Here is a 7,008-nt window from a genome sequence, read left to right as displayed (position 1 = left end):
CCCACCTACCACCAACCCCCACAGGGCCACACCCGAGGCAAAGAGGCCCGAACGTCCCCCTCTTTCGTCATCCGACGATATGCGGTATTAGCTACCGTTTCCAGTAGTTATCCCCCTCCATCGGCCAGTTTCCCAGACATTACCCACCCCTCCGCCACTCGTCAGCAAAGCAGCAAGCTGCTTTCTGTTACCGTTCGACTTGCATGTGTTAGGCCTGCCGCCAGCGTTCAATCTGAGCCATGATCAAACTCTTCAATTTAAAAGTTTGATGCTCAAAGAATTAAACTTCGTAATGAATTACGTGTTCACTCTTGAGACTTGGTATTCATTTATCGTCCGAGAACGTTAAGAATCCGTATCTTCGAGTGCCCACACAGATTGTCTGATAAATTGTTAAAGAGCAGTTGCGACGCGGCTTTCAGCTCACTGTCGCGAGGTGGCGTATATTACGCTTTCCTCTTTCAGAGTCAACCCTGAATTTCAGGATTTTTCTCTTCAACCGAACCGGCTGTTTGTGTGAAGTGATTCACATCCGCCGTGTCGATGGAGGCGCATTATAGGGAGTCGTTTCAGGAAGACAAGCGGAAAAATGCATTTTTATTTCAACCGCTCATCTTTTAATCATTACGCCGGTTTTTGCTGCTTTTTTATCGCTTGCGGCAGGTCTGCCAGGCTATTTAACACCCAATCCGCCGCGTTTTCTGCTTCAGGCGTAATAGGTTTACCCGTACGCACCAGCACTTTTGTTCCCACGTTCGCCGCAGCCGCTGCCTGCATATCTTCTAATTTATCGCCCACCATATAAGAAGCGGCCATATCAATATGCAAATAATCGCGTGCTGACAAAAGCATCCCCGGATGCGGTTTACGGCAATCGCAGACCTGGCGAAACTCTTCAACACTACCCTGCGGATGATGCGGGCAATAATAGATGCCATCCAGATCGACATCGCGGTCCGCCAGCGACCAGTCCATCCACTCGGTCAGCGTTTCAAACTGTGCTTCAGTAAATTTACCGCGAGCAATGCCAGACTGGTTGGTTACTACCACCAGCGCAAAGCCCATTTTTTTCAGCTCGCGCATGGCGTCAATAACACCGTCGATAAATTCAAAGTTGTCGATCTCATGGACATAGCCGTGATCGACATTAATGGTGCCATCACGGTCAAGAAAAATTGCGGGTACGCTCTTCGCCACCTTTTATAGCTCCTTAATAAGGCATGTGACGCTAGTATCGCATGTTTCGACCTGCAAGAAAGTGCTCTTCGCATAAACCTGATTGATTTAGACGTCTGGATGCCTTAACATCCATTTCATTGACGACTTTGACCGTTTCAGGCAGTCGAAATGCCACGACCAACTTAATGACGATAATAAATAATCAATGATAAAACTTTCGAATATCACCAAAGTGTTCCACCAGGGCACCCGCACCATCCAGGCGTTGAACAACGTCAGCCTGCATGTGCCAGCTGGACAAATTTATGGCGTTATCGGTGCCTCAGGCGCGGGTAAGAGTACGCTTATACGTTGTGTAAACCTGCTGGAGCGCCCAACCGAGGGTAGCGTGCTGGTCGATGGCCAGGAACTGACCACGCTGTCAGAATCCGAGTTGACCAAAGCTCGCCGCCAGATTGGTATGATTTTCCAGCATTTTAACCTGCTCTCTTCGCGTACTGTTTTTGGCAACGTGGCGCTGCCGCTGGAGCTGGACAACACGCCGAAAGACGAGATTAAACGTCGCGTGACAGAATTGCTGTCATTGGTTGGTCTTGGCGATAAGCATGATAGCTACCCGTCGAACCTTTCCGGCGGGCAGAAACAACGTGTGGCGATTGCCCGTGCGTTAGCCAGCAATCCCAAAGTATTGCTGTGCGATGAAGCCACCAGCGCGCTGGACCCGGCAACCACGCGTTCTATTCTCGAACTGCTAAAAGACATCAACCGCCGTCTGGGTTTGACGATTCTGTTGATTACCCACGAAATGGACGTTGTGAAGCGCATTTGTGATTGTGTGGCAGTCATCAGCAATGGCGAACTGATCGAGCAAGACACGGTAAGCGAAGTGTTCTCGCATCCGAAAACGCCGCTGGCGCAGAAGTTTATTCAGTCAACCCTGCATCTGGATATCCCGGAAGATTATCAGGAACGTCTGCAAGCGGAGCCATTTACTGACTGTGTGCCGATGCTGCGCCTTGAGTTTACCGGCCAGTCGGTCGATGCCCCGCTGCTTTCTGAAACCGCGCGTCGTTTCAATGTCAACAACAACATTATTAGCGCGCAGATGGATTACGCCGGTGGCGTTAAGTTCGGCATCATGCTGACTGAAATGCACGGCACACAACAAGATACGCAAGCCGCCATTGCCTGGCTGCAGGAACACCATGTAAAAGTAGAGGTACTGGGTTATGTCTGAGCCGATGATGTGGCTGCTGGTTCGTGGCGTATGGGAAACGCTGGCAATGACCTTCGTATCCGGATTTTTTGGGTTTGTGATTGGTCTGCCGGTTGGCGTCCTGCTTTATGTCACGCGTCCGGGGCAAATTATTGCTAACGCGAAGTTGTATCGTACCGTTTCAGCGATTGTGAACATTTTCCGTTCCATCCCGTTCATTATCTTGCTGGTATGGATGATTCCGTTTACTCGCGTTATTGTCGGTACATCGATTGGTTTGCAGGCAGCGATTGTTCCACTGACCGTTGGTGCAGCACCGTTTATTGCGCGTATGGTCGAAAACGCCCTGCTGGAGATCCCAACCGGGTTAATTGAAGCCTCCCGTGCAATGGGTGCCACGCCGATGCAGATCGTCCGTAAAGTGCTGTTACCGGAAGCGTTGCCGGGTCTGGTAAACGCCGCAACTATCACCCTGATTACCCTGGTCGGTTATTCCGCAATGGGTGGCGCAGTCGGTGCCGGTGGTTTGGGTCAGATTGGCTATCAGTATGGCTACATCGGCTATAACGCGACGGTGATGAATACGGTACTGGTATTACTGGTCATTCTGGTTTATTTAATTCAGTTCGCAGGCGACCGCATCGTCCGGGCTGTCACTCGCAAGTAACGTTCAACACAACATAAATAATTGAAGAAGGAATAAGGTATGGCGTTCAAATTCAAAACCTTTGCGGCAGTGGGAGCCCTGATTGGATCACTGGCACTGGTAGGTTGCGGTCAGGATGAAAAAGATCCGAACCACATTAAAGTCGGCGTTATTGTCGGTGCCGAACAGCAGGTTGCAGAAGTCGCGCAAAAAGTCGCGAAAGACAAATATGGTCTGGACGTTGAACTGGTAACCTTCAACGACTATGTTCTGCCAAACGAAGCATTGAGCAAAGGCGATATCGACGCTAACGCCTTCCAGCACAAACCGTACCTTGATCAGCAATTGAAAGATCGTGGCTACAAACTGGTCGCAGTAGGCAACACTTTTGTTTATCCGATTGCTGGCTACTCCAAGAAGATCAAATCTCTGGATGAACTGCAGGATGGTTCGCAGGTTGCAGTTCCAAACGATCCGACTAACCTCGGTCGTTCACTGCTGCTGCTGCAAAAAGTGGGCTTGATCAAACTGAAAGATGGCGTTGGCCTGCTGCCGACCGTTCTTGATGTTGTTGAGAACCCAAAAAACCTGAAAATTGTTGAACTGGAAGCACCACAGCTGCCGCGCTCTCTGGACGACGCGCAAATCGCTCTGGCAGTTATCAACACCACCTATGCCAGCCAGATTGGCCTGACTCCGGCGAAAGACGGTATCTTTGTCGAAGATAAAGAGTCTCCGTACGTAAACCTGATCGTGACTCGTGAAGATAACAAAGACGCGGAAAACGTGAAGAAATTCGTCCAGGCTTATCAGTCTGACGAAGTTTATGAAGCGGCAAACAAAGTGTTTAACGGCGGTGCAGTTAAAGGCTGGTAATTTTTAGGCTGTTTCCACAATTTGTAATATCATTCAGGACGGGCGCTTGCCCGTCTTGTCATTTTTATAAGCGCCTGATTCAATATTGACGTTTTGATCATACATTGAGGAAATACTATGCGTGCTTTACCGATCTGTTTATTAGCACTCATGCTGAGCGGCTGTTCCATGTTAAGCAGATCCCCTGTCGAACCTGTTCAAAGCACCGCACCCCAGCCAAAAGCGGAGCCAGCAAAACCGAAAGCACCGCGCGCCACGCCGGTCCGAATTTATACTAATGCTGAAGAATTAGTCGGTAAGCCATTCCGCGATCTTGGGGAAGTCAGTGGTGATTCTTGCCAGGCCTCTAATCAGGATTCTCCGCCGAGCATCCCGACCGCGCGCAAACGAATGCAAATCAACGCCTCTAAAATGAAAGCCAATGCGGTTTTACTGCATAGCTGTGAAGTCACCAGCGGTACGCCAGGCTGCTATCGTCAGGCTGTATGTATCGGTTCTGCGCTTAACATTACGGCAAAATGAGCAGTTTCCAGTTCGAGCAAATAGGCGTTATTCGCTCGCCCTATAAAGAAAAATTCGCCGTTCCGCGCCAGCCGGGTCTGGTAAAAAGCGCCAACGGCGAACTGCATCTCATTGCTCCCTACAACCAGGCCGACGCCGTGCGCGGCCTGGAAGCGTTCAGCCATTTATGGATCCTTTTCGTCTTTCATCAAACGATGGAAGGCGGCTGGCGTCCGACTGTGCGTCCTCCGCGCCTCGGTGGTAACGCCAGAATGGGTGTTTTCGCCACACGCTCTACTTTCCGCCCTAACCCGATTGGTATGTCGCTGGTAGAGCTGAAAGAGGTTGTTTGCCATAAAGACAGCGTGATTCTGAAGCTCGGCAGTCTGGATCTGGTCGATGGTACGCCGGTAGTGGATATCAAACCGTATCTCCCCTTTGCCGAATCGCTTCCCGATGCCAGTGCCAGCTATGCGCAAAGTGCGCCAGTGGCAGAGATGGCAGTGAGCTTTACCGCAGACGTTGAAAAGCAGCTTTTGACACTGGAGAAGCGTTATCCGCAGTTAACGCTGTTTATCCGCGAAGTACTGGCGCAGGACCCGCGCCCGGCCTATCGTAAAGGTGAGGAAACGGGCAAAACCTATGCCGTCTGGCTGCATGATTTTAACGTTCGCTGGCGCGTCACCGACGCAGGTTTCGAAGTCTTTGCGCTGGAACCGCGTTAAATTCACGCCCTTCTCTTTTGACATTTCTCCTGCACTGGTAAACTAAATCACTTTTTTTGTCCCAGGCTCGCCTTGAGCCTGTTCTACCTTCCAACTGGAACCGTAACAACATGCGTACTAGCCAATACCTGCTCTCCACTCTCAAGGAGACACCTGCCGACGCCGAGGTGATCAGCCATCAGCTGATGCTACGCGCCGGGATGATCCGCAAGCTGGCCTCCGGGTTATATACCTGGCTGCCGACCGGCGTGCGCGTTCTGAAAAAAGTCGAAAACATCGTGCGTGAAGAGATGAACAACGCCGGTGCGATCGAGGTGTCGATGCCGGTGGTTCAGCCAGCCGATTTGTGGCAAGAGAGTGGTCGTTGGGAACAGTACGGTCCGGAACTGCTGCGTTTTGTTGACCGTGGCGAGCGTCCGTTCGTACTCGGCCCGACTCACGAAGAAGTGATCACTGACCTGATTCGTAACGAGCTTAGCTCTTACAAACAGCTGCCGCTGAACTTCTATCAGATCCAGACCAAGTTCCGTGATGAAGTGCGTCCGCGTTTCGGCGTCATGCGTTCCCGCGAATTCCTGATGAAAGATGCTTACTCTTTCCACACTTCTCAGGAATCCCTGCAGGAAACCTACGATGCAATGTATGCGGCCTACAGCAAAATCTTTAGCCGTATGGGGCTGGATTTCCGCGCCGTACAGGCTGACACCGGTTCTATCGGCGGCAGCGCCTCTCACGAATTCCAGGTGCTGGCGCAGAGCGGTGAAGACGATGTGGTTTTCTCCGACACCTCTGACTATGCAGCGAACATTGAGCTGGCAGAAGCTATCGCGCCGAAAGAACCGCGCGCTGCTGCTACCCAGGAAATGACGCTGGTTGATACGCCGAACGCGAAGACCATCGCGGAACTGGTTGAACAGTTCAATCTGCCGATTGAGAAAACGGTTAAGACTCTGCTGGTTAAAGCGGTTGAAGGCAGTAGCTTCCCGCTGGTTGCGTTGCTGGTGCGTGGTGACCACGAGCTGAACGAAGTTAAAGCAGAAAAACTGCCACAGGTTGCCAGCCCGCTGACTTTCGCGACCGAAGAAGAAATTCGTGCCGTGGTTAAAGCAGGCCCAGGCTCACTGGGTCCGGTAAACATGCCGATTCCGGTGGTGATTGACCGTACCGTTGCGGCAATGAGTGATTTTGCTGCCGGTGCTAACATCGATGGCAAACACTACTTCGGTATCAACTGGGATCGCGATGTCGCCACCCCGGAAGTTGCTGATATCCGTAACGTGGTGGCAGGCGATCCAAGCCCGGATGGTCAGGGTACGCTGCTGATCAAACGTGGTATCGAAGTCGGTCACATCTTCCAGCTGGGTACTAAGTACTCCGAAGCACTGAAAGCCTCCGTTCAGGGCGAAGATGGTCGTAACCAGATCCTGACGATGGGTTGCTACGGTATCGGGGTAACGCGCGTAGTCGCTGCGGCGATTGAGCAGAACTACGACGAACGCGGCATCGTATGGCCTGACGCTATCGCACCGTTCCAGGTCGCAATTCTGCCGATGAACATGCACAAATCCTTCCGCGTACAAGAGCTGGCTGAGAAACTGTACAGCGAACTGCGTGCGCAGGGTATCGAAGTGCTGCTGGATGACCGCAAAGAGCGTCCGGGCGTGATGTTTGCTGATATGGAACTGATCGGTATTCCGCACACTATTGTGCTTGGCGACCGTAACCTCGACAACGACGATATCGAATACAAATATCGTCGTAACGGCGAGAAACAGTTAATTAAGACCGGTGACATCGTCGATTATCTGGTGAAACAGATTAAAGGCTGATGCCAGAAAGGGTCCTGAATTTCAGGGCCCTTTTTT

The 7,008-nt window shown here is 51.5% G+C and carries 7 protein-coding genes and 1 rRNA gene; 6 read left to right on the top strand and 2 right to left on the bottom strand.

Features of this window, described 5'->3' with window-relative positions; genetic code table 11:
• Positions 1–259, bottom strand: a 16S ribosomal RNA gene (locus A7589_RS14730); the annotation flags it as partial.
• 365 nt (positions 260–624) lie between these two features.
• Positions 625–1,197 (bottom strand): D-glycero-beta-D-manno-heptose 1,7-bisphosphate 7-phosphatase, encoded by a 573-nt coding sequence (gene gmhB / locus A7589_RS14725; protein WP_001140174.1) that lies wholly within the window; start codon positions 1,195–1,197, stop codon positions 625–627.
• 187 nt (positions 1,198–1,384) lie between these two features.
• Between gmhB and metN the strand changes: the two genes are divergently transcribed.
• The 6 genes from metN to proS all read left to right on the top strand — a co-directional run bounded on the left by metN (position 1,385) and on the right by proS (position 6,972).
• On the top strand, positions 1,385–2,416 hold the full coding sequence (gene metN / locus A7589_RS14720) for a methionine ABC transporter ATP-binding protein MetN (RefSeq protein WP_000593994.1): 1,032 nt from the start codon (positions 1,385–1,387) through the stop codon (positions 2,414–2,416).
• Positions 2,409–3,062, top strand: a complete 654-nt coding sequence (locus tag A7589_RS14715) for a methionine ABC transporter permease MetI (RefSeq protein ID WP_001294600.1) — start codon at positions 2,409–2,411, stop codon at positions 3,060–3,062. The genes metN and A7589_RS14715 overlap by 8 nt, the downstream gene beginning before the upstream one ends.
• A 39-nt stretch (positions 3,063–3,101) precedes the next feature.
• Positions 3,102–3,917, top strand: a complete 816-nt coding sequence (gene metQ / locus A7589_RS14710) for a methionine ABC transporter substrate-binding lipoprotein MetQ (RefSeq protein WP_000874226.1) — start codon at positions 3,102–3,104, stop codon at positions 3,915–3,917.
• A gap of 117 nt (positions 3,918–4,034) precedes the next feature.
• On the top strand, positions 4,035–4,439 hold the full coding sequence (rcsF, locus tag A7589_RS14705) for an envelope stress sensor lipoprotein RcsF (protein WP_001202318.1): 405 nt from the start codon (positions 4,035–4,037) through the stop codon (positions 4,437–4,439).
• Positions 4,436–5,143, top strand: a complete 708-nt coding sequence (gene tsaA / locus A7589_RS14700) for a tRNA (N6-threonylcarbamoyladenosine(37)-N6)-methyltransferase TrmO (RefSeq protein WP_000094021.1) — start codon at positions 4,436–4,438, stop codon at positions 5,141–5,143. The genes rcsF and tsaA overlap by 4 nt, the downstream gene beginning before the upstream one ends.
• Positions 5,144–5,253: 110 nt before the next feature.
• A complete protein-coding gene (gene proS / locus A7589_RS14695; protein WP_001260711.1) occupies positions 5,254–6,972 on the top strand; it encodes a proline--tRNA ligase in 1,719 nt (572 codons plus the stop codon).
• Positions 6,973–7,008: the final 36 nt, after the last annotated feature.

The sequence above is a fragment of the Escherichia sp. MOD1-EC6475 genome, assembly GCF_003046645.1.
Taxonomy (GTDB): Bacteria; Pseudomonadota; Gammaproteobacteria; order Enterobacterales; family Enterobacteriaceae; genus Escherichia; species Escherichia ruysiae.
The sequence above is the reverse complement of the archived record's forward strand: the minus strand, read 5'-3'. Positions and strand labels throughout refer to the sequence as shown.